The following is a 22,305-nucleotide window of genomic DNA, read 5'->3' on the forward strand; positions in this document are numbered from 1 at the left end:
ATGTGATTTGATCCACAGTTTTAATTTAACCTACAATAAATAGTATAAATTACTTATAAATTCACTAATAATGATTTATCAGTTTTAGTTAAGCTCAAATCATATTTTAAACCGAAAAATTAATCTCAAATTATAATTTGAAATTGAAAACTAATCTTAAATTACAATAAGAACGTGAAATTAAATTTAAATCGTAATTTATACTTAAAAAAGTCACATAAAAAAAGATAAGAGGAAAAAGTTATGCCTGTTATAGAATTTACTTACACTGACCTGGAAGAATTGTTAAACCGATCCATAGACAGGGATAAACTAATCGATCTTCTCCCCATGATCGGGAGTGATATTGAGGGTTACGATGATGAAGGGGTTAAAGTGGAGTTTTTCCCCAACCGACCGGACTACCTGAGTGTGGAAGGGGTGGCCCGGGCACTTAAGGGATTCCTGGAAATAGAAAAAGGAATACCAGAGTACCCGCTGGAACCATCAGGCACCAGTATAACCATAGACCCTGGACTTGAAGGTATCCGACCTTACACTGCCTGCTGCCTGCTATTAAATGTCAATTTAACCGAGGACAAACTCCCTCAGATAATGGACTTCCAGGAAGACCTGCACTGGGTAATAGGACGGGACCGTAAAAAAGTGGCAATCGGAATCCACAACCTGGACGTATTGAAGGGACCCTTCCGCTACCTGGCAGCGAAGCCTGATGAAACATCCTTCGTACCCCTGGAAATGGATGAAGAGATGACCCTCAGGGAAATTTTAACCGAACATAAGAAAGGAAAATCATACGCCCACCTGATAGAAAAATATGACCGGTTCCCTCTACTGATGGACTCAGAAGGTAACATTCTTTCCATGCCACCAATCATCAACGGAGAGTTAACTAAACTCACCACTGACACCAAGAACCTCTTTGTGGATGTCACCGGCACTGACCAGCAGGCAGTGGAGCGAACCCTTAATATAATTGCCACCAGCTTTGCAGAGTCAGGGGCCACCATAAAGACCATGGAAAACATCTATCAAGATGAAACACTGATATTACCTGATTTAACCCCAAAAGAACGCACTGTTAGTGTGAAAAATGCAGTTAAGTTGATTGGAATTCCACTCACAGCCGAAGTGGTGGCAGAATCCCTGAGAAAGGTACGATTCGATGCTACAGTTGTTGATGAGGACACAGTAAAAGTACTGATCCCCCCTTACCGTGCAGACATCCTCCACGAAGTGGATATAATCGAAAACGTTGCAATTGGCTATTGTTTCCGGAAAATAGAACCTGAAATACCCAGGGTGGCCACTGTGGCCAGGGAAGATCCTTACATGGACTTTGATCAGAATGTCAGGGAGATCATGAATGGTTTGGGCTTTGCTGAGGTTATGAGTCTCATGTTAACCAACGAGGAGAACCATTACCATAAAATGAAACTCCCAGAGACTGAACGGGTGGAAGTAGCCCAGCCCATAAGCCAGGACAGGACCATGATCCGCCAGAGCCTTCTCAATGGTTTACTGGAATTTTTAGAAGATAACAAACACGAAGAACTTCCACAGAGAATCTTTGAAGTTGGAGATACTGTCTTCCTGGATTCAGAAAAGGAAACTAAAACCAGGGGTGTTAAAAAGATGGCAGCAATGATCACCCACTCCCAGGCCAACTTCACCGAGATCAAATCAACCAGTGATGCACTGATAAGTAACCTGGGACTGGAAATGGAGATTGAAGACCTGGACCATCCCAGCTTCATCCAGGGCCGATGTGCCCGACTAAAAGGAGTGAAAAAAGAATCATCTGAAGTATGTGTTGAAGGATTCTTCGGTGAAGTGAACCCTGAAGTCATACGGAACTTTGAACTGGAATATCCAGTGGTGGCAGTGGAAGTAGAGTTTAAAACTCTTAAATAAGTTTAAACACCGGAATAAGTTATCTAGAAAAAGTTTATCTTATGGAATAGTTAAACACCGGAATAAGTTTAAACTCTTGAATAAAATTTTCCGTGATCAGTTAATTATTGGTTTAACCCATAAATTGGTTAACCATTGGTTTAACTGATATTTTTTTTATTCTCCCATCACTGTAACTGTTAATTTCCTCTGCCGTGGACCATCCAGTTCCACAAAGAAAATACTCTGCCAGGTTCCCAGCATCAATCGACCATCTTCAACAGGAATGGTCTCACTTCCCCCTAAAAGGAATCCCCTGATATGACTGTCGGCATTATTATCAATACGGTCGTGCTGGTAACCTGCACCCTCTGGAACCAATTTTTGAAGGGCTAGCTGAAAGTCTTTCACCAGGCCCGATTCATTTTCGTTAATAACCACACCTGAAGTGGAATGGTGGCTGTAAACATTCAAAAGTCCCTCACTGATACCACTATTTTTAAGGACAGCCTCCACATCCTGGGTTATATCATGGATTTCCACTCTCTGGGATGTGTTTACATTCACAGTATCACGTTTTAAAACCATTAAAAACTTCCCCCTTTGTTGAATTTTTTAAGAATTTTTTAGAACAAATTAGATTTAGAACAATTTTAGAACAAAAATGATTTTTTTAGGAAGTATTTTGGAATAAACTATTTTATTGATATAATTTTTTTCCAGGATTTTTTTAGTAGGATTTTTTTAGTAGGATACGAATTTTTTTGTTAAGAATAAAAAATAAAGATTTAATCTGATTGGAATTCCTCCGGTATATGTACTTCAGCGTCTCCTGCAGAACAATGAGGTATGGCTGCTATTAAGTTGTGTATTCGTTCATAGGGTACTGATAGGAAGATAACATCTGCTTCAAACCCTTGATGGCTTCTAGCAGTCCAATCCCCCACACTCATATTTGTATTTCCACTGATTATGGTGTAAACTATTGCGGAATGACATAATGCACCTATAATTTGTTGTTCCGGTGATTTACCATCCCAGTATGTGTCGAGTGTTATAAGGCGACATGCCTGTTCGGCATTACATAAAAATAAAATCATATCTGGACGTATTTCAGCCTTATCCAGAGGACATAATACAATCCTATCTGCTAAATCAGTGGCAGGTGGTGATGTTAGGGTTCTCATTCTTTCAAAAGAAACTATGGAGCTTGTAAGTTTTTCCCCCTTGGTGAGAAAGTTCTGTAAACTTCGTTTTTTCTTTCCAGTGTGGGGCTCGATAAAACCACAGTACTGACTACCACCGGGACATGTGGAAACATTCTGGTCAATGATGAAACTTTCTCCCTGGCTTACAAGTTTCATTGCCTTACAAATTGATGTTTTTTCATATCTCCCACTTGAAATTTCCTCATTTGTAAAAGAAATAGCCATAGGTTCATATTTTAATTTGAAGACATTTTTAAAAACATCTGCCTGTTCTTTATAACTCATTTAACCATTCACCCCTCTAAAATTAAATTAACTGTTGTTTCTTTTTAACTATTGATTTCCTTTTATTCATTAATCCAATTAATTTTTTTCTAAAAAACTTCATGGAAAAAAGGAACTTATAGGATTGATAGGATTCGAAATCTGGATTGAAAATTAACAACTTGTTTACAAAATAAAATGAAAATTTTATGAAAATAAATTCTTAATAATGTTATAATCTTAATAATAAATTCTTAAAAATAGTTTAGTCTTAAAATAAAATTTGAAAATAGTTAATTCTTAAAATTTAATAAATAAATATCAAAAAACCTAAAACACTCTAAACTGGGCTTCCACTTCGGCCTGATCCATGATCCGTTCACAGTAATGGCAGCGGAGTATCATTGGTTCCTTCTGCAGTACGGTGAAACGGGTGGTTACTGGTTCATCGGTGTTGGTGATGCAGTTCGGATTGGAACAGGTTAGAATATTGTTAATTTCATCTAAAAGATTTACTTTTCCTTTTCCAACTATTTCATAATCTCGAATAATGTTTATAGTGGCATTAGGTGCAATGAGTGCGATTTCATCCACTTCCCTTGATGCCAGTTCCCTACCTTCGATCTTGACTATGTCTTTGTTTCCCATTTGACTGGACTGCACATTCATGGCCAGAGTCACCGCTATTTTAGGACTGGGTAATCCCAGTATTTTAAGGACTCTAAGGGCTTTGTTAGCACTGATATGGTCAATTACTGTTCCATTTTTAATTGGTTTTACCTTTAATTCCCGGGGAGTTTTCATGTTTTATCCTTTCTTTTTTCTAGGAGAAATATATTCTGATAATATTTTATAAGATTATCCCTTAGACTATCTTCCTGATAATTATGGGAGAATATGGAGATTATGCAGGGAAAATATGCGAGAATAAAAAGAAGTATGCAATTTTTTTTAAAAAAAGAGTGGAAAATAGGAACGTGTTAATTCCTATTTTGTATCCATTAAGTTAGTTCCTTTTTTGTATTCATCGTGCCTACCCTTTTGGATCCAGCATCATTTCAATGAATTTGGCGTACACTGGTCTGGTGATGAATATTCCAATGAGAACTCCCAGAACCGTGGTGAAAGCAAATCCAGAAAGCACACCTATTCCTGATGCTCCTCTGCTGAACCCGATATAGAACAGTGGTAGCATGGCAGCGATCAATGTTCCTGCAGCAGCAAATATGATGAAGAATGCGCTTTTTATCTGTTTACGCACACCAGAGATCTTTTTCTTCTCACTGAATCCCTTGAGCACCTCATCAGTGATGATGATCTGGTCATCCACCCCTGTACCAATGGCAGCCAGTATACCGGCAATGGCAGCCAGGTCAATGTTCCAGTGAATCACCGCCGCAGCTCCCAGTATCAGGATAAGTTCAGCTATACTGGTTAACATGATGGGAATGACCAGTATGGGGTTACGGTAGCGTATGATTATTATGGCTGAAATAACCAGAAGGGCTAATACTCCAGCTATAAGGGCACCGTTTACAAATTGTGAACCTAATTCTGCTGATACGCTGCTAACTCCTACAATTTTAACTTTAACGGGTAATGCACCGGACTGTAAGAGGGTGTGAATACTTTTGGCCTGGGTCTGTGCCTCTTCCTTGGTGGATTCAGTTCCACTGATCTGAACATCTGTTGATGGTTGACCATTGGCCAGTTCAGCAGAAACCTCTGGAGAGGTAATCAATTCATCATCAAGGTACATATCCACTGGAACTCCGGCCTGACCTTTAGCAACCTGTGCAAATCTGTTGGCACCATCCAATGAAACGGTGAATGGAACCTGCCATTCAGTTCCGGTAACCTGATAAGTTTTCACCTGGGTGATGTCTGATCCCACCAGGGCAGTCTGGTTGTTGATTTTGGCCTCGAATTTACCGTTACTTCCAACGATCTTGGCCACATCATCTGGTTGGACCCCTGCTATTTCCACTATAACATTCTGGTTTCCACTGGGGTACACTTTAACGTCTTTAACCCCGAAAATGTTCAACCGCTTATCCAGAACCGATGTAACTGTGTTCATGGTTGCAGTGTCCACTGGTTGATCCAGCTGAAGCTGTATTGTTGATCCACCTTTTAAGTCTAAACCTTGCTGTATGCCTAAAACGGAGATTGCACCTATGCTGGCAATAACCAGAACTATCAGAAGTAGCACTCGTTTATCTTTGAGGAATTCATTGAGCTTCATTTGCGTGCCTCCACGTACCATCTGAGTATTCCAAGGTTCATAAGCCAGGTAGCCATGATATCGGCTATCAATCCAATGATTAGGACTGCTGCAATATCTGCCAGTGTCTGGGCAGCTGGTATCATGAAGACAACCACCAGATACAGTGCTACCATGGAACCAATGGCTGCTGCAGCCATGGTCAATCCTGTCTTCATTGCTTCAATTGCCCTTTGAGTCACCGTACCCTCTTTCCTTTTAAGTATTCTGGTGGTGAGGAGTATGTCGGTGTCTACACTGTAACCAATAAGCATTAACAGTGCTCCCACAGAAGCAATTGAGAGTGGTATGCCAAACAGGCTCATTCCACCAACTGCAATTATAATGTCCGAAAGAGCAGCGAAAATAACTGCCAGGCTGGGTACGACATCACGGAAAATAATGAACACAGTTATGCTCATGAAGATGAAAGCAAAAGCCAGAGCATAATAGATTTGTGTCATTGCTTGTTGACTTAAAACCGCACCCACTGATTTATAGCTCGTTATTGTTCCAGTTCCATTTAATGTGGAGGATAATTTAACCACATCAGTGTCACCCACAATATCCACAGTGGCCTGATTGTTGGTAATAGATTTAACCTCTACGGTCTGATTCGGCAGCCCAGCACTGATAATTGATTGAAGTTCGTTCTGACTAACAGATTTATCCAGTTGTATAACTGCCACAGTCCCACCTTTAAGCTCAATACCCTGATTAAGGCCCATAGTGGCTATTAATAACAGGGCAATGATGGTGATCACCACTGGAATGGCGATAAGTGGTTTGTATGATTCCAGTAACCTTTCAAATGTTATCAATTTAATCACCAGTCGTTCTTGTCATGTTTTTTCTATAGTAAATCTATATTTTATGAAGATTCAATTGGGATAGAATATCATTTTAAATTCGCCAATAACTTTTAAATTGCTCTTAGGAGATTTTTTCTATTGGAATTTTCCTATTGGAGATGTTTTTATTGGAGATTTCTTATGCCAATTGTTTCAACTAACTTAACTGTAAATCTATCTAATTGTAATATTATACACTTCGTAGATATACGCTTCATTTTTATGTGGTCATTAGTTTAAGTCAGTGTACAATTTCATTTCAATAATAATACAATTTATTTTATTACTATTATAGTCTGTAGTTCTGTCTAAACATTATTTATATTCCATATATGGGTAGATCTTCATCCTTGACAATCTCTTTAACTGCTTCGGTGAGTTCTTCAGTTTTTTTATTGCCGGTTTTGACCTGGAATGATTTGATCATACGCCCTCCACGGGGCTCTATTTTCTCTTGCATCCGTTCAATTACTTTCCGGCCCCCTGAACTTCCCATGGTGGCAAAAAGAATCACATCCTTACCCTGGAAGTTACATTGATCAATTAGGGTTACTATTGCTGGTGCTGGTTTACCAGCCCATGTGGGACTTCCCACGTATATCAGGTCATAATCAGTTAGATCCACTGATTCAGGTTTTATTAAAGTTTTATTCTCACGGAATGCATCTACCGAAGCTTTAATATAATTCATGGCCCCTGCTCTATTATTCAGGTCGGTTACTTCTAAATAATCTGCGTTAACTTCCTGGGCCAGTGTTTTGGCTACCAGGGCAGTTTTCCTGGTTCGTGAGTAAAACAGGATCATGGTTTTCATAATTTACCTCAAAACTCAAATATATAAAGACTTTTTTTAAATATAAGTGATATCTTCCAGGACTTGTAAACATTCCAGAACTTGTTAAACATTTTTTAAGACTTAGTACATGTTGAAACTTCACTGAGAATGATGGCATATCGTATGTGTTGATAATCTCTGGTTATGTAAAGAATAAATGGGTTTACTAAGTTTTAATGGAATTTCTCACTTTTATCTCTTCTTCTCATAAAATATATGAATCAAACTTTATAAAGGTTTAGGGATTGATGTTTCCCTAAAATTCCCTAAAATAAGATGGCCGTTTCACCTTCATTTAATGATCTAAAACTGTTGTAGGGGATGCAAACTCTCTATACTAAGATACAAACCACCTTATTTTAATGATTAAACACCCTTACAAGATGCAAACCATCTATTATAGGAGTGAATCATCTAATGAGTAAATCATCTATATAGATGAAAATCATCTATTTAAGGATGCAATCCACAACTTTCCAGCGACATGGTTTCCGGGAATCCGCACATTAGGTTCATGTTGGCCACTGCTGCACCGGAAGCACCTTTAGCAATGTTGTCGATGGCAGAAACAACAACTAACCTACCATTATCATCAATTTCAAAGCAACCTATATGGCAGAAGTTGGATCCTCGCACCGAACTTAAGCGTGGAATTTCACCAGCATCCAGCACTCGCACAAATGGTTCATCCTGGTAATGGTTTTTGTACATCTGTTGAATCTCTTCTGATGTTACCTCCTGGTTGGGGAAGGAATGGAGGGTGGTTATAATGCCCCTGATCACTGGTACCAGGTGTGGGGTGAATGAAACACGAACATTACCAAATTTCTGGAGTTTTTCCTGAATTTCAGGCATGTGCCGGTGGGTGGTGACTGCGTAAGGCACTATGTTGTCGCTGATATTTGGATAATGAGTTGCAGGTGTGGGTTTAATCCCTGCACCACTCACACCACTTTTTGAATCAGCTATAATAGTGTCCACCAGTCCTTCTTTTACCAGTGGAATACCAGCCAGTATGGATCCAGTGGGATAACATCCAGGATTAGCAACCAGATTAGCTTTTTTGATCTCCTCACGATACATTTCCGGTAATCCGTAAACTGCGTCCAGGGGTTTTTTGTGTTTGAGGCCGTACCATTTCTCGTAAATACTGATATCATCGAAACGGTAGTCTCCACTCAAATCAACTACTTTAACCCCGGTTTCCACCAGTTGGGGGACTATGTTCATGGAAGCACCGTGTGGTGTGGCAGTGAACACCAGGTCAGCATCTATATCTCCTGGAGCTTTGTCTTCAAATTTTAAATCCAAATCCTGGAGATGTGGGTGTACCTTTCGAACTGGTGTATTAGAATACTGTCTGGAGGTAGCAGCTACTACTTCCACTTTCTCATGATCCTTGAGGAATCTTAATAGTTCCCCTCCAGTGTAACCACTGGCTCCGATAATCGCTACTTTTAACATAATTTCTCACATACTTTTCTTGGTGTTTTGGCCTATTAAATATTATATACAATTTTCATGTACTTTTTCATATTATTAGATTTCAATTGGATTTTCATATTATTAGATTTCAATTGGATTTTCATATTATTAGATTTCAATTAGATTTCAAATTGTTAGATTACACAATTTATGATCACTATTCTTTGTTCATCATTATGAGTAGTCAATAACTTTTCTGAAAATTGATAAAAATATCTTCAAATCAGGTATTTATAACTGAAACTGTTATTTTTAAGGGGTTAAATCGATTTTAAAAAATTATCAATTGCTTATTCTCAATATGTGTTATTTATCTTGTGAAGGTGTGTTAATGGGTTGATTTTATATATAATGAGATATATTATAAACATAAATTATATTAACAGTAAAGGTGAAGGTCTTGGGATATTTAGTTTGCGATAAATGTCATGGAAAATACCGATTGAAACATGGGGAGTCACCTAGTGATTTTTCCAGATGTTCCTGTGGTGGAAATTTGAGATATGTCAGTGATGTTGATTCACTACGTTCGTCATCTTCTTCAGGTTTCGGGTTCAAGATAGCTGTTAACCGCAAAATCCTGGCTGGTATTATCTTTGTTTTTCTATTAATTGCCGCGGCTGTTGCTATTGGCTTTTTAAATCCCCTGGGTAATGCTCAGGGAGCTAATTCCACCAATAACAATAACCCGAACTACTTTACTGATGTTCAGGCGGCACCTCAGAATGCTTCCATGGTGGTTCTGGGAGCTACTAACATTCAGGTTCCTCAGGGAGCTACTGTGGTCACCCAGGTGGACCGTGTGACTAAGGATCCAGGAAGTAAACTCAACAACAGTTTGAGTCCGGATTTCAAACCTACTTCTCCTTCGCAATTAGTTCCCTGGATGGAAGGTGCAAGGGTGAAGGAACTGATGAATTACGCCAATGTGACGGTTATACCTGCCACCAATGTGCCGGTTAAGAAGATCAACAACACTTGGTATGGGCCGGATGATAAGGGCAATTATGTCTATGCGGTTGACCCTGGTAAAATGACTGATTTAAGGTCAACTGATGCAGGTAATGGTACCAGGATGGCAACAGTCACCCATGGTATGAATGTCATGGTTCCAACTGCTGTTAATAACCATGCGTTTTTAGTGGTAGCCTGCGGAGATCTACCCGGCAAAGCTCAGGCCGAAGCTTACATGAACACCAAGGGAATTAACTGTTACGCACCCTGTGACCGTTTCACCTGTAATTTACTAGACCAGAATTCATCAGGAACTTCACTGGGGACCATGCCCATAAGGGCACTTAAAAATGGTAAAGGTGCAGTTATTGGAGCTCAACCCATCTACATGAATACAAAAGAAAAGATCATTGTTCAGACCACTATAAAAGGTTACCCTGACCAGTACTGTGACACACCCAAACGTTACTTTGATTCTTTTGAGAAAACTTACGGGGTAACCCTGAATAAGGTTATTGTGGACGCCAATGTAGGGCAAACCGGTGCTGTAGTGGATGCAGCTGAGAAAAACGGTGCTAATATCATTGCAGTTCGTGTTTTAAGTCCTAAAGACAAGGCTCCTGTTGAAGCATGGCTTAAAAAAGATCCTAACCACAGGGCTGTACTGTTCCACTCTGCAGCTTATGAACCTGGATACTCCCTGTTTTTCGAATTCCCCAATCAGGTTACCGGTGATGACACCAAACCTGTATTCATCAAAAATGTATCACAATCCGATTTGCAGGATAGATTCACTAAGGTTAGAAGCCTATGGCAGTAGTTTCGGGCGGAGTTTAGGATATATCTTTTAATTTAAGATAATATCTTTTAGCTTAGAATAGTATCTTTTAGCTTAGAATAGTATCTTTTAGCTTAGAATAGAATCTTTTAAACTAACTCCCCATGAGTAACAGTTGCCAGTTGGGTTCTTTTTTTCATTTATTTTTTCTTTTTATCTAAAGCTTCCTGGAATGCTTCCTTATGGAAGTTAGCGGCCATTTCCTTTTTACATTCATCATCGGTGAAAAGTCTCATTTTAGGAGCACGACAGGGATAATGTTGTATTCTAAGCCCTGCTTTAATGGGTAATGTTTCGGTGTTTTCCCCCACCATTTCCTCTGCCACGAATCTGGTGCTACCACATGGTGAACAGCGGATTACCTCCACATCAACAACCTTATCTCCCTGACAGTTAACCCTAACCACAGGCCTACCAAACTTGGATACGAACTCATCAAAGATGGGATTACCATTCTCAGTTAGGTCGCACATGTTTTCAGGGCAGGTTACATTACCATAACTTTCCAACTGGTTTTTAAAACCTTCTCCTCTCCAGGCACCAACGATTATCCATTCCACTTTACTGTGAAGAGCATCCACCAGGTCAAGGGTAAGATCTGGGTGTAATACATAGGTTAAAATAATATCCGCCTTTTCCAGACTGGCAATAGTTTCAGATGGAAGATCAATTTCATCCATGAAAGCTGAAGCCGGTGCTTCCATTACAATATATTCACAATCAAATTCCTCTTTAATAGTTGCATATGCCCTTTCACCGTAGGCTCCATCTGTTACTATGATTATTTTCATAACAATCTCCCCTTCTTTTTATTCTGGAAAACCCATCTGGACTATTTTTAAAACCATTCTAGACTATTTTTTATATATATTGATTATTAAAAAAAATGTGAAAGTGTTTTAAATTAATCTGCTTTCAATTAATCTGCTTTCACTTAATTACTTACCTTTTAATTACCTTCCAGTAATCTAATTAATTTAATTTTCAATGACCGAATATTATTTGGTGATCATGGTTCCAATACCCTGTTTGGTGAATATTTCCAGGAGCACGCTATGTTTTATCCGTCCATCGATTATATGGGCAGATTTAACTCCGTTTTCCAGGGCACTTATACAGGTAAGGACTTTGGGTAACATACCATCACGGACTGTTCCATCTTCAATCAGATCCATTACTTGGGATATGTTGACCCGCTTAATGAGACTTTCAGGGTCAGAATGGTCGCGTAGGATACCTGGCACATCGGTGAGTATGATTAGTTTCTCTGCTCCTACTTCCCCACCTATTTCACCTGCAACTGTATCTGCATTTAAATTCAAGGTTTCACCTTTATCATCCACTCCAATGGGGCTGATAACTGGTATATAGTTGTTTTCAGTTAGGACTTTTAGGATTTCAGGATTGATGGATTCAATCTCCCCCACTAATCCCAGGTCCACCATCTGTTCTTCACCAGTCTCCTGATTCACCACTATCTGTGGGGAGCGCTTGCGTGCCTTAAGTAGCATGTTATCTTTACCAGAGAGTCCCACGCCCTTACCTCCGTGTAGGCCGATGTTTGACACGATTTCGGTGTTGATTTTACCTACAAGTACCATTTTCACGATATCCATGGTTTCCTGGTCAGTCACCCGCAGTCCTCCGATGAACTGAGGTTCTTTACCCAGTTTGTTCATGGAACGGGAGATTTCTGGACCTCCTCCATGGACTACGATTGGTTTCATCCCCACGTACTTCAGGAGAACGGTGTCTCTGGCTGTGGAACTTTTGGCAGCAGCGTCGATCATGGCGTGGCCACCGTACTTAATCATGATCTTTTTCTGATGGAATTTTTTGATGTAAGGCAGGGCCTCGATGAGAATGTTAACAGTTTCCATATTTAAACACCTATTTAAATATATTGAGACAATTTTTAGTGTTTCAAGGTTTAAACTTATTTTTATAAACTATTTTCTGATAAAAAACCTTATTAATTTTAAATAAACTTATTTATTTTATTATTTCAACTAAATTCTTTTTATCTGTAAGATTTATGATCTTCTTCAATTATTAATCTATTGTGCACTATATTTTTTTGCTATTGATATTTTCTCTAGCCATTCATATCTTCTTTAATTATATTCTATCCAGAATCTGATATTCTAAATTATTCTAACTTGCAAATAACTCATATTCTAAATTATTTTTACTTACAAAATCATTTCATTAAAGTGAGGGGATGATCTGGATATGATCTAAAGATATCCCTAAAACTTTAATCAAAATGATAAGTGGATTTATATTATAAACCAAAATAATAACATGGCAGAGTATAAGGTACAGTCAGAAAGGGATAGTAATGACTTTGTATTTACCCGGTCGTTTCGGAAGATATACCGCATGTTCCTCAGTTTAAAAAACAGGAAAGGGCGCTTCGTGTTAATTATTGGGACGCCTGGAACTGGTAAATCTGCCAATATATATTCTGCCCTGAAGATCCTGGACCTTAATATTTATGATCCCACCCTTTTTTTGGATAACATGAAAATGAGTTCTTCAGAGGTTTTTGGTGAGTTTTTCAAAACCCTTCGATTGGATCTGGGTGTTAAAACCAATGAAGAAATTTATCAAAAAGTAGCAGAATATGATGCAGTGCTACTGGCAGATAAACTACTCGATTCAGAATTTTTAGATGAAAACAAATTTGGATTAAGTCTTTGGACTGAAAATAATGGCATCAACGCCTTTCCATTTTACATTAAAGTTTTCAGAGAGTACTTAAAACACCGCAAGGATCTTGAGAAAGTTAACGTTGTCATCCAGACTGCATTCATGGTCAAGATAGGTGGGGTGAAGTACGATTTACTCACAGATTTCAGTATTCTGTCTATGATTTTAGTATTTTTAATGAACCTCTTTTTTGAAGTTATCCAGATATCCTATTCTGAAGAAGAAACCGTTCAAATAGTTTTAAACAGTTTCCCGAATGTGGATGAAGAGGAGATAAGGTCATACATTGTGAAATATGGATGCAAACCCCGTTTCATATTCGAAGCTTTGGAGAAAAGGGATTAGATCTAAGTTTGGATAAATTGAAGCATTATAAAATTATCATAAAATAATTAGTAGCTTTTTAAACGAGAAAAAATAATTATGTTTTAAAAAAATGGGTTTTAAAAAAATGTCAAAGATGATCTCCCTCTTGGGGGATTAATCATCTTTTAATTGCTTTATTTGAAGTTTATCATACCTTCCTGGTAATAGTTTTGCAGTTGAGAGGCGTGTTGCAGTTCAAAGGAGGCATAGGGGTCTTTGAAGTAGGGCATGATCATTCCTCTTAAAGTGTAAACATAGGCTGGTATGATTCCGTATTGTTTCCTTACAATGTCGAAGTATAATGGGAACCCACACCCCTGGGCAAACATTGGATTGTCTTTACGGGCAGTTCCATGCCAGTACATGGGTATTGGTCCGTTCTGACCATTCGCTTTAGCAATGGCGTACAGATAATTCAGGGCATCATCCAGGTTGTTGAAAACTTTACCATCCGTTTTGTATTGGTATCGGCCATCTGGTACTCCGAATAATGCTATTTTAAGTGAATCCCAGTAGTTGGTTGCTCCTTCTGCACCGGTACCCTGGGTGTCCACGAATGCCAGTTCCAGTATTTCAACGTTTCCTTCTTTGTAACAACGGTAGTTGGAGTCACCGGCAAAGTGCACCACCAGAATAGATTTGGAACCACTTTCATTGGCATATCCCGCCAGCATTTTAGAGTGAAGGTGTCCAGGATACATGTCTGGGTTGGCCACTTTTACAAATGCCAGTCTTCCTTCTGGTGTGATTGGACCATTCATGGTCGAAACATATGCGTAACCTACTATCAGCAGGAAAATTGCCACTACCACTAATAACCATTTCATTTAATTTACCTCTTAACTGGAAATTATTATTCAAATATGTTCTTTTAATCCATCTAATTCATTAATTCTAAATAGCTATTAATTATTCAACTATCAGCTATTAATATCCACTATCAGCTATTAATATCTAAATATCCATTTATCCCCAAACTATCTCTTTTTAATATGCATATCTATCCACTATACCTTTTTATTTGTATTATATGGTGTTTTTAGTTTTTATTCCCTTACTGGTTTATTATTTTCTCTATTTTTAGTCAATAACACCTATAATTCATTTAAAATTCGGTTTTCCTCTAAATTGTTAATAATTTTTACCATAAATTAATTTTTATAATCAATGGATTCTATCATCAATGGATTTTTTTTATAAATGGATAAGTTTGGTTAATTTATTTCATGGGGTAAGTTCTGCTTCCATTTTTATCATGTCTATAACCCTGGGGTCTGCAATGGAATAATAAGCCATTTTTCCTTTTTTACGGAATTTAACAAGATTTCTATGTCTTAATAATCTTAGTTGATGTGATATTGCAGAGTCTGTCATCTCCAGTACTGCAGCCAAGTCACAGACGCAAACTTCTTTCAGTATGAGTGCGTAAAGTATTTTCAATCGGGTAGGATCACCTAGTACTTTAAAGTTATCTGAAATCATTTGAAAGGTTTCATCATCTAGCATTTGTGATTTAACTTCTCTAACTGAATCTTCGTTGATGCACTGAACATCACAAACATCTTCACCTTTCATTAGAATCCTCTACTAGCTTCTTATTAACCAATGATTAAATCCGTTCCTTGAATTATTAATATTATATTTTTAATTGTTCAATTATTCCTTTATATGTTTGTATAAATTGTAATGATGGTGATGGTGTGAATAACTCAAATACAAACTTACAGTTTGGGAAAAATCATGCACCGACTTAATTCTTCAAATTTTATTGGATTTGCAGGGCTTAATAAGAGTGTATTGATTTCATAGGGATTAATATATGCATATTGACTTCATAGGTCTACAGAAAATTGTATTATGGAATTATATGGAAATTACATTGGGTATAATTATAAAAATTTTTTATTAACATACAAAAATCGCAAAATATGATAAAAAAGATAGTCCCTAGCGGAGTCGAACCGCTGTCGCGAGATCCAGAGTCTCACATGATTGCCACTACACCAAGGGACTAGATCAACGTTATGCGGTTTTACAATATATACTTTACCTATTAGGAAGTACTCAATTTCATGTCATCCTTAATTTTTACATAAAAAATACTTAATTATGGCCCTTTATATTCATTTATATTAATATATAATCATCTAAAATCATTTTACATAATTTCTAACCATACTTAACTGATTTAAAATAGTAAAATGATTCTAAATTATCAAATGGTCTTTTTTAAGATTTTTATGTAATTTTAAGTAATTAATATGAATTAATCCATTTTATGTGGAATTTTACCCATTTTTGGGGAATTATCATTTGGGTATGGGAATTATTCATTTGGGAACTTTATCATTCAGGTGAATTTATCATCAAATTCATCAACAGTGCTGGTTTTCATATTGGTCTTGTGGATTAGTGGTTTCATGGCTTCCACCATATTTCCCATTATCATAAAAAAGTCCCGGTCTTTTTCAATCATGGCATCCATCAGTGATTTTTCAATCCCCTTCCTTGAGCTGATATCAGTCATAATGGAGATAGCACCTAAATAATCACCGTTAGATTTGAATAATGGATTAGTTGATACTAGTACCCATAGACTGGAACCTTTTTTGTCTAAAAATTCTAATTCATATGTTTTGGCTAATTTTTTCCGGTATTCATGTTCTTTCTTGATTTTTTGTAAGTGTTTTTTAAAGCATGATTCTCCTTCTGGATTGGTGAACTGGGAGATATCTTTGTTAAGCATTTCGGTTACAGTGAAACCTAACATTTTGGCCATTTGTTTATTAACATAACTCAATTGATTCTGGGAATCAACAAAGAAAACTCCTGAATGAATTTTTTCAACCATCAAACGGTATTTTTCCTCACTTTCCCTGAGCTGGTGTTCGATGTGTTTTCGTTCAATGGAGTAGTTTATGCATCGGGCCAGTAACTTGCTATCAACCTGTCCCTTAACCAGGTAATCCTGTGCACCTTCACCTACAATGTCTATGGCAAAGTCCTCATCTTCCAGTCCGGTGAGTATTATTATGGGTATTTCTGGTACCAGTTTATGGATTTGATTAAAGGTTTGGGTACCCTGGCTGTCAGGTAATTGAAGATCCAGTAAAATTATATGGAAATCATTTTTACTGATGGCATCCACTCCTTCAGAAAGGCGCTGGGCATGGAAAATATTGAATTGAATTTGGGGGATTTCTCTGAACATTTCATTTATAATTACAGCATCCCCGGGGTTATCTTCCACCAACATAACGTTAATATTTCCTTTAATTCTCATGGTATCGCCTGATCATCATTTTAATCTATTAGTACCCTTGTTAAGTCATATGAGTTATAATCATGTAACTGATTGTATTTTTTACCTCACCATATTTAATCATTAATGATTTTCTTTTATCATTATTGTATTACTCTGATTTAATTCCAATCCTGTTAATTCATTATTTATAAACCAACTACTGTTGGAGCCGAAATAACAGTCCAATCCCGTTATCAATTATTATTAACCGTGGTATTTTATTTGTAATTTGATTATCTTATTTATACAGGGTTATCGTGGTGGTAGTTTTACAATATCCAGCCAGAATTCACCAATATTTTGAACCACTTTGATCAGGTGGTCCAGATCGGCTGGTTTTGCTATGTAGCAGTTGGCGTTGTTCTTATATGTTTCAATCAGATCCTCATCCCTGATGGAGCTGGTTAAAACCACTACTGGAATACATTTCAAACTATCGTCTTTTTTAATTTCCTTTAAAACATCCCTACCATCTTTTTTTGGCAGGTTCAAGTCCAGCAATATCAAATCCGGGACCCTTGTGGGATTATCCCCTTCCAGACGGAGCATTTGCATTGCTTCCTCTCCATCACGCGCCACATGTAGTATGTTTCTAATTTTGGCTTCTTTGAATACTTCCTGGATTAAACGCACATCTCCAGGGTTATCTTCAACCAGCAGTACTTCCACTGATTTGTACAATTTATATTTCATATTTCACATCTCCATGGGGATATTGAAATAAAAAGTTGATCCTTGGCCGGGTTGTGACTCATACCAGATCATCCCTCCGTGTCTTTCTACAATCCTTTTAACAATGGCTAAACCAATACCGGTTCCTTCGTATTCGTCCCTGGCGTGGAGACGCTGGAATATTTTAAAAACACGTTCGCCATGTTTGGGATCAATTCCAATGCCATTATCTTCAACTTTAAAAAGCCAGTCTGTGTCTTTTTTTTCTGCCGAAACGTGAATTGTGGGACGTTCTTGGTTATTGTATTTTATGGAGTTACTGAGTAGGTTCTGGAAAACCTGCACCATCTGAGGATAATCTGCCCTTACTACCGGGAGATTATCATAACTGATATCTGCATTATTTTCTTCAATTAAAAGTCGTGATTCAAAGGTTATCTGTTTCAGGATCTCTTCTGTATCCACCTCTTCAAATTTACCAGTTTTTCGTTCAATCCTTGAATATGCCAGAAGATCGTTTACCAGTTCCTGCATCCTGGCTGCTCCATCAACTGCGAACTGGATGAATTCATTTGCATTTGAATCCAGTTGATGTTCATAACGTCTTTGCAGGAGCTGGAGGAAGCTAGTTATCATCCTCAATGGTTCCTGAAGGTCATGGCTTGCCACATAGGCAAACTGTTCCAGCTCTGCATTGGATCTTTTTAACTGTTTCAATGTTTCCTGCAGTTCCTGTTCTGCGATTTTACTGGGGGTGGTGTTAATGGCAATGCCTATTATCTCCTTGGGTTTACCATGAAGATCATAAGACAATTTGCCCAGTGAATAAACCCAGTGTACCGTCCCATCCTGCCAGATGGTTCTCATTTCTACTTTGAAATCTTCACCGAACTGCAGTGTCTTTTGAATGGCATCTTTCACCTTTTCCTGGTCATCAGGGTGTACTACATTTAAAATATTTCTGAAGGATGTGTCAGGGTTAGGTTCTACTCCAAAAATATGTTTGTATTCGTTAGTCCATTCAATTAAGTCATTTTCAAGATCCCAGAACCACATCCCAGCACCTGCACCTTCAATAGCCAGGCGTAATTTTTCTTCAGACTTTTTAAGGGCATTTTCTGCCTTTTTAATTTCAGTTATTTCCAGGGCTGCTATGTTAATACCTATAATCTGATGGGAAGAATCTTTAATTGGATACCATTCTTCCATCCAAGTGCGGGAAACACCAGGCTGGGCAGGGGTTATACCGCTAAATTCTCTGCTTAAAAAGTTGTTTTTCCTTTCAAATATTTCCTTAGCTGCGGATTCTGCCTGTTCAGCTAAAAATGGTATTATTTCATGAACTGTCTTCCCAATATGTTCATCTGAAGGGATACCATTCATTTCTGCCATACGATCATTGATACGCACGAAGCGCAGGTTACGATCCAGGACGCATAAACCAATGGGTGCTGAATTGTAAATTGCTTCAATTTCTTTGAGACGTTTTTGGGCGGTGTTTTCACTTTGGTGAAGTATTTCTTCCATTTCCCTACGTTTGGTCACGTCCCTTAGGAAACTGTGCACGAGACCATCACCTTCATCTGAAACAATGCTTGATTTGATGTTGTAATAACAGATTTTCCCATCTTTTTGTTTGAAATCTGCATCAAATTCAATAATTCCGGTGTTTTTCAGTTCTTCTACTCGATTATTTTTTTCAAACATCATTTCAATGCTGCTGAATTCATCGAGGTTAGTCCCAATCATATCTTCAATGCTAAATCCTACCATCCTGGCGAATTTTTCATTGCAGTCATATAGGTTTCCTTCAAAATCATGGATACAAAAACCATCATCCATGTTTTCCACAATGGAACGGTAACGTTTTTCACTCTTTAAGAGTTTTTCTTCAGCAGTTTTACGATGGGTAATATCTTCAATCATCCCATCAATCCATTCAATGAAACCATTTTCATTGAAATGTGCTTTTGCTGATATTGAAACCCATATTGGCTGGTTATTTTTTTTCTTAAGATGAAGTTCCCTACTGATTACCGATCCATTCTGCTTTAAATCTTCTAAAAAAAGTTTCCTCTGCTGGGGGTCCATGTAAAAATCTATGACCTTTACTTTCATGATTTCCTGGGTAGAATCGTATCCAAACATTCTGGCAAATGCAGGGTTCACCTGGATAAAATAACCACTTGGATCACTGGTGTTGCGGTAAATGCCTACATTGAGATTTTCCACCAGGCTCCTGAATTTCTGTTCGCTTTCCAGGAGTTCCTTTTCAGCAAGAATACGGGGAGTTATGTCTTTAAAAGATTCCATAGCTCCTAAAACATTACCTTCATGATCTTTGATTGCAGAGGTTGTGAAGTGTAAATATTTCCCATTATTATCCATATGTGGATAGAAATTTTCAGCTTCATAGGCCCCTTCTACCAGTTCTGATTTTTGGTAGTCTGGAAACCAGTATGAAAATTTTTCCATATCCCCATCAACCAATAAATCAACCATGCACGGTCTTTTTGAACTGTAAAACGCTTGCCAGTGTTTATCTGTTCCTATGATATCTTTTGACCTGATTTTACTGAATTTTTCCAGTGCTTTGTTCCAGTAGATAACTTTATGATCACGGTTAATCCCAAATTGAGGTACTGGTGAGCTATTGATTAGGGCGTCCACACCTATTATTTCTGTAATTAGTTTTTTATCTTGATTATTGTCCCCAGTAATGCAGACCCCTCCTCCACATATATTTAAGTATTTACTTATTTTTAAGGGATATAATGCTGTTTTTTAAGATTTTAACATTTATTTAAATGGGTTTAGTTTTTGGTTGATTATGGAGGATTCAAATTACAAAAACCAATAATTTATTTATTATTTTTTTTATTCAATGATTTTAAAGTATTAATTGTTAATTCCTGTTCTAAAAATCGCAATCTTTCGGCTAAAAAATCCAATACTAATTTCCTTTCGTCAAAGGGAACATCTTTTTTGGATAGCATGTTAATTAATTCAGTAGTACTTCTGACTGATTGTGTGCCTGCTTTTTCATCCATTAACAGGATATCTCTTTTACCTATTTCCTTTGATGGTGTAACACACACAGCTCCAAGGAGGTTACCATTTTTGTCCATCACATCCATTGAACTGGAGTATTTCTGTTTATTGTGTTCAGTCATTTTCAATCACCTTAATCCAACTTAAATCACCATGATAATTAAATCTTTGGATATTTATTTTATAATAATAATATTAATATTATTAATACTTATGGGTATATTTTTTTGAGTATATATTGTTCTGTTTGTATTCTATTTTTAGATAATAACGTGTTTTAAATCATTGAACCAGATTTATAACTGTAATCTGAATTTATCTATGTTACGAACTAGTTTGATCTATAAAATGAAATGAAACAGTTAAAATGAAATAAAACACCTAAATTATTCTCTAAACCCTTAAAAATTGAGAATTTAGATAAATTGATTTAACTGCGTTATTCTTAAAACGAAAATGTAAATTAAGATTTTAGGGTAATATAGGAGAAGTAAGGTCCCTGAGGCCTTAGGGCCTCCGGGACGATGCCATGTCATGTCCTTACGGAGGCGGTGTAAAGGCATGAATTTTAATTCATATTATGATCCAGAAGGATTACAACATGATTCTAGGGTCGTTTAATTCACCTAATTACATCTTACTACAACATAATATTTAAATATTTGTATTGGGTTGGTGGAATGTCTTAGAATAGGGTTAAAATACTGAAAAATCATCAGTATATTCCTGGAATCTATTTAATTCTCTAAATAATTCTTGATTTGATTTAAAACTTTCTAATTTGGATAAGTTAATATTTACATTAACTGATTCGTGAGAATTATTTTTTTTGTGAATATGGTCACATTAAGGTTTAAGCGTAAGTGAAATGAAAATCATTTAAAAAGGGGGTGAGGGAATATTAAGGAAATTAAGGGATGATAATAATGAAAAATCTCATAAAAAAACTTTAAATAGTGAAAGGCTTCTTAATATTAAAAAAATTCTGAATGAGGGCCCATCTAAAAGTGACACCAGCAAATAGTCTTTCAATTAATTAATACAAGATGATGTGGAATAAACTGAGCAGTATATATCTTGATGTTCCCTAAAACTTAATTATATTTTCAAAACTATTTTTTATCCTTTGGTTAAGTATTCCTCAGCTGCCTGAAATTTATTAATCAATACACGCAGTTTTGCTATTTTTATCAAGGTAAGTGTTAGCCATCAAAAATATTCATTGATAAAAAGATTATTAAGAAATAATTTTATTGCTATTATTCCTTAATATTCCAATATAAAATTTGTCAGGCCTCCGTAACTTATATAAGGGATGGTATACAAGTTTAATTTGCAAATACTTTATTAAGCCACGATCAATGGAGACGCAATAGCAATATCTACTATTTGCCTCCCTAAAATTATGCCCGCAGGGCCCATCAGACTCCCCATTCTAAAAAAAACCCTGCGGGACTCCATTGATATTAGACTGGTAAGATTCTCAATTGAAATACTATTTTTCATTGATATTATTATACAAAAATTAATTATTCTGAACTAATTATAATGAACTCATTATTTTATTAGACACTCATATTTTCAATAGAATCCCCCTTTTATTCTAAAA

18 protein-coding genes and 1 tRNA gene are annotated in these 22,305 nt (G+C 37.0%); 3 read left to right on the forward strand and 16 right to left on the reverse strand.

Annotated elements, in window-relative coordinates; genetic code table 11:
- Positions 1–243: 243 nt before the first annotated feature.
- Entirely contained in the window at positions 244–1,914 is a 1,671-nt protein-coding gene (gene pheT, locus A994_RS02960; RefSeq protein ID WP_004029786.1) for a phenylalanine--tRNA ligase subunit beta, read from the forward strand.
- A 156-nt stretch (positions 1,915–2,070) separates the two neighbouring features.
- Here the strand turns inward: pheT and A994_RS02965 are convergent, their stop codons facing one another.
- The 7 genes from A994_RS02965 to argC form a co-directional block, all read right to left on the reverse strand.
- Positions 2,071–2,481 carry a secondary thiamine-phosphate synthase enzyme YjbQ gene (locus A994_RS02965; RefSeq protein WP_004029787.1) on the reverse strand — a complete coding sequence of 137 codons (411 nt, stop codon included), beginning with the start codon at positions 2,479–2,481 and terminating at the stop codon, positions 2,071–2,073.
- A gap of 200 nt (positions 2,482–2,681) precedes the next feature.
- Positions 2,682–3,386, reverse strand: a complete 705-nt coding sequence (locus A994_RS02970; protein WP_004029788.1) for a DUF169 domain-containing protein — start codon at positions 3,384–3,386, stop codon at positions 2,682–2,684.
- Between the two features lie 309 nt (positions 3,387–3,695).
- Positions 3,696–4,169, reverse strand: a complete 474-nt coding sequence (pyrI, locus tag A994_RS02975; RefSeq protein WP_004029789.1) for an aspartate carbamoyltransferase regulatory subunit — start codon at positions 4,167–4,169, stop codon at positions 3,696–3,698.
- A gap of 229 nt (positions 4,170–4,398) precedes the next feature.
- Positions 4,399–5,610, reverse strand: coding sequence for a preprotein translocase subunit SecD (locus tag A994_RS02980; RefSeq protein WP_004029790.1), 1,212 nt, complete (start codon positions 5,608–5,610; stop codon positions 4,399–4,401).
- Entirely contained in the window at positions 5,607–6,449 is an 843-nt protein-coding gene (locus tag A994_RS02985; protein WP_004029791.1) for a protein translocase subunit SecF, read from the reverse strand. The genes A994_RS02980 and A994_RS02985 overlap by 4 nt, the downstream gene beginning before the upstream one ends.
- Positions 6,450–6,798: 349 nt before the next feature.
- Positions 6,799–7,293, reverse strand: coding sequence for a flavodoxin family protein (locus A994_RS02990; protein WP_004029793.1), 495 nt, complete (start codon positions 7,291–7,293; stop codon positions 6,799–6,801).
- A gap of 474 nt (positions 7,294–7,767) precedes the next feature.
- Positions 7,768–8,778, reverse strand: coding sequence for an N-acetyl-gamma-glutamyl-phosphate reductase (gene argC / locus A994_RS02995; protein WP_004029794.1), 1,011 nt, complete (start codon positions 8,776–8,778; stop codon positions 7,768–7,770).
- Between the two features lie 412 nt (positions 8,779–9,190).
- Between argC and A994_RS03000 the strand changes: the two genes are divergently transcribed.
- Entirely contained in the window at positions 9,191–10,573 is a 1,383-nt protein-coding gene (locus tag A994_RS03000) for a hypothetical protein (protein WP_394295003.1), read from the forward strand.
- Positions 10,574–10,731: 158 nt separating this feature from the next.
- Here the strand turns inward: A994_RS03000 and A994_RS03005 are convergent, their stop codons facing one another.
- Positions 10,732–11,382: a DUF166 domain-containing protein gene (locus tag A994_RS03005; RefSeq protein ID WP_004029796.1), complete on the reverse strand. Its 651-nt coding sequence runs from the start codon at positions 11,380–11,382 to the stop codon at positions 10,732–10,734.
- 207 nt (positions 11,383–11,589) lie between these two features.
- On the reverse strand, positions 11,590–12,471 hold the full coding sequence (gene argB / locus A994_RS03010) for an acetylglutamate kinase (protein WP_004029797.1): 882 nt from the start codon (positions 12,469–12,471) through the stop codon (positions 11,590–11,592).
- 424 nt (positions 12,472–12,895) lie between these two features.
- Between argB and A994_RS03015 the strand changes: the two genes are divergently transcribed.
- On the forward strand, positions 12,896–13,648 hold the full coding sequence (locus A994_RS03015) for a P-loop NTPase family protein (RefSeq protein WP_048204043.1): 753 nt from the start codon (positions 12,896–12,898) through the stop codon (positions 13,646–13,648).
- Positions 13,649–13,803: 155 nt separating this feature from the next.
- Here A994_RS03015 and A994_RS03020 read toward each other — a convergent pair whose 3' ends face one another.
- The 7 genes from A994_RS03020 to A994_RS03050 all read right to left on the reverse strand — a co-directional run bounded on the left by A994_RS03020 (position 13,804) and on the right by A994_RS03050 (position 20,818).
- Positions 13,804–14,496 (reverse strand): hypothetical protein, encoded by a 693-nt coding sequence (locus A994_RS03020; protein WP_004029799.1) that lies wholly within the window; start codon positions 14,494–14,496, stop codon positions 13,804–13,806.
- A 397-nt stretch (positions 14,497–14,893) separates the two neighbouring features.
- Positions 14,894–15,244 carry an ArsR/SmtB family transcription factor gene (locus A994_RS03025; protein ID WP_004029800.1) on the reverse strand — a complete coding sequence of 117 codons (351 nt, stop codon included), beginning with the start codon at positions 15,242–15,244 and terminating at the stop codon, positions 14,894–14,896.
- A 366-nt stretch (positions 15,245–15,610) separates the two neighbouring features.
- Positions 15,611–15,682, reverse strand: a tRNA-Gln gene (locus tag A994_RS03030).
- Positions 15,683–16,019: 337 nt separating this feature from the next.
- Positions 16,020–16,952: a PAS domain-containing response regulator gene (locus tag A994_RS03035; protein ID WP_004029801.1), complete on the reverse strand. Its 933-nt coding sequence runs from the start codon at positions 16,950–16,952 to the stop codon at positions 16,020–16,022.
- 273 nt (positions 16,953–17,225) lie between these two features.
- On the reverse strand, positions 17,226–17,666 hold the full coding sequence (locus A994_RS03040; protein ID WP_004029802.1) for a response regulator: 441 nt from the start codon (positions 17,664–17,666) through the stop codon (positions 17,226–17,228).
- A gap of 3 nt (positions 17,667–17,669) precedes the next feature.
- Positions 17,670–20,315, reverse strand: a complete 2,646-nt coding sequence (locus A994_RS03045; RefSeq protein WP_004029803.1) for a PAS domain S-box protein — start codon at positions 20,313–20,315, stop codon at positions 17,670–17,672.
- Between the two features lie 191 nt (positions 20,316–20,506).
- Positions 20,507–20,818, reverse strand: a complete 312-nt coding sequence (locus tag A994_RS03050) for a hypothetical protein (protein WP_004029804.1) — start codon at positions 20,816–20,818, stop codon at positions 20,507–20,509.
- Positions 20,819–22,305 lie beyond the last annotated feature (1,487 nt).

It is taken from the genome of Methanobacterium formicicum DSM 3637 (assembly GCF_000302455.1).
Classification (GTDB): domain Archaea; phylum Methanobacteriota; class Methanobacteria; order Methanobacteriales; family Methanobacteriaceae; genus Methanobacterium; species Methanobacterium formicicum_A.